The 1,784-nt window shown below is 44.8% G+C and carries 1 protein-coding gene; it reads left to right on the top strand.

Annotated features, from left to right (window positions below; translation table 11 throughout):
* Positions 1-109: 109 nt before the first annotated feature.
* Positions 110-1,396, top strand: coding sequence for an IS110 family RNA-guided transposase (locus RQP52_RS36390; protein WP_315956298.1), 1,287 nt, complete (start codon positions 110-112; stop codon positions 1,394-1,396).
* The last annotated feature ends 388 nt before the right edge of the window (positions 1,397-1,784 follow it).

The raw sequence follows: 1,784 nt of genomic DNA, 5'->3' as shown, positions 1-1,784 counted from the left end.
GAACCTTCCTGTAGGACCTAAGAAATGGTCTTTGTCAAAAAAGGAGCGCCTCGGTATGATGGGTTTGTCCACGGGTTTGAAACCCAACACCATCAAGGAGGCGCTCTTTATGAAGTTTAAGCAATCAGACGAACAAAATCAACGGATAGAAAGAATAACTCCAACTCACTTAGTAATTGGCATCGACATGGCGAAGGATGCCCATGTTGCACAGGCAACGAACTTTCGCGGAATAGTTCTTTCAAAACGCCATCTTTCCTTTACCAACAACAAGGATGGGTTTGAAAGGTTTGGCCGTTGGGTTAGTGAATTGCAGCAGAAACACCGATTGAACAACATAATAATTGGAATGGAACCGACGGGGCACTACTGGTTTAATCTAGCGAATTGGTTGGTAGAACAGAGGTTAAACGTTGTTCTGGTGAACCCTGTTACGACTAAGAGAAACAAGGAGAATAGAGATAATTCTCCCTCCAAAAATGATCCAAAGGACGCTCTTGTCATCGCGGATGTTGTCAGTAGAGGGTATTACTCTGAATACACGAAGCAATCACATTCTTTTCAGAAGTTACGCGTTATCATGAGCGATCGAGAGTTTTGGGTGGCGAATAGCATACGGCTTCAGAACCGAATCATTCGCTGGCTGGATATCCGTTTCCCCGAATTTACTTCAGTTTTTTCGGATTGGACCTGCAAGCGATCCTTAGCGACGCTTTATGAATCCCCTGTTCCAGCAGACTTACATGGGATGACTACAGCAGAAGTCATAGCAAGCTGGAGAAAGCACATGAAACGAGCAGGCGGTACCACAGGGCTAGAGAAGGCTGCCCAGCTCATCGCTTCTGCAGCTAGAAGTATAGGTGAAACTACAGCTACTCACGAAGCCAAACAAGATTTGCGCAGACTACTCGATGAATATTGTCGCATTGTTGAGATTCTAGAGAATATTGAAGAAGAAATCCTGGTGATCCTAGATAAGATACCTTTGGCTCATCAACTTCGCTCCATTCAAGGTCTTGGACCCATATTCATTGCTGCTATCCTTTCGGGTGCAGGTGATCTAAATCTGTATTCTCACGGGAGACAACTTCTGAGAAGAGCAGGTATGAACCTAGCCGAGAGTATGTCGGGTAAACGGAAAGGGCAGATCGTACTCTCAAAACGGGGAGATTCAACTCTGCGAAAGTATTTGTATTTAGCTACGTTACGTCTTATTGGTAACAATGTGTTGTTTCGGAAGTGGCATGAACATAATGTACAAGTACTGCACATGAAAAAGTACCGTTCCTTGTTTAAATTAGTTGGTAAACTAGCACGTATTCTGGTTGGTATGGCTCAACGAGGAGAGTCTTTTTCACCTGACAAAGCACGTATTCATGACTGTGTAGCAGCTTAATGTAAATCTAGATTACGTAGGTTGGTTCATTCGCAGGATTACAAAGAAAGCACGGAGTACCGATTACCCGTTACTTAAGGGCACTGACCCGCACGTTGAACTTGATCGGCCTCCACCCCTTGGACAGGTGTAACGAAGGAAGGTAAGGGCATAGACCCGTTGAGATATGGGAGGGTGAACCTCCGAGGGCATTGTGGAGAATGCGTGCAATAAATGGAATTATGAGGAAATTAAGTCTTATCCTCTATTTGCGCATACCTTTATGGCCGTTCGGTGGTGCCACCACCACTACTAAACCGTTGTATCCTTTTTCCAAGAGGGATGTAATCCTGCGAATGAGCGAGTAAACGTGAGAAAATCCCTTAATACCGAGGGAAGTAACGGGCAG

It is taken from the genome of Paenibacillus violae, from assembly GCF_032461945.1.
Lineage (GTDB): Bacteria > Bacillota > Bacilli > Paenibacillales > NBRC-103111 > Paenibacillus_E > Paenibacillus_E violae.
This window is presented reverse-complemented; position numbering and strand designations above follow the sequence as displayed.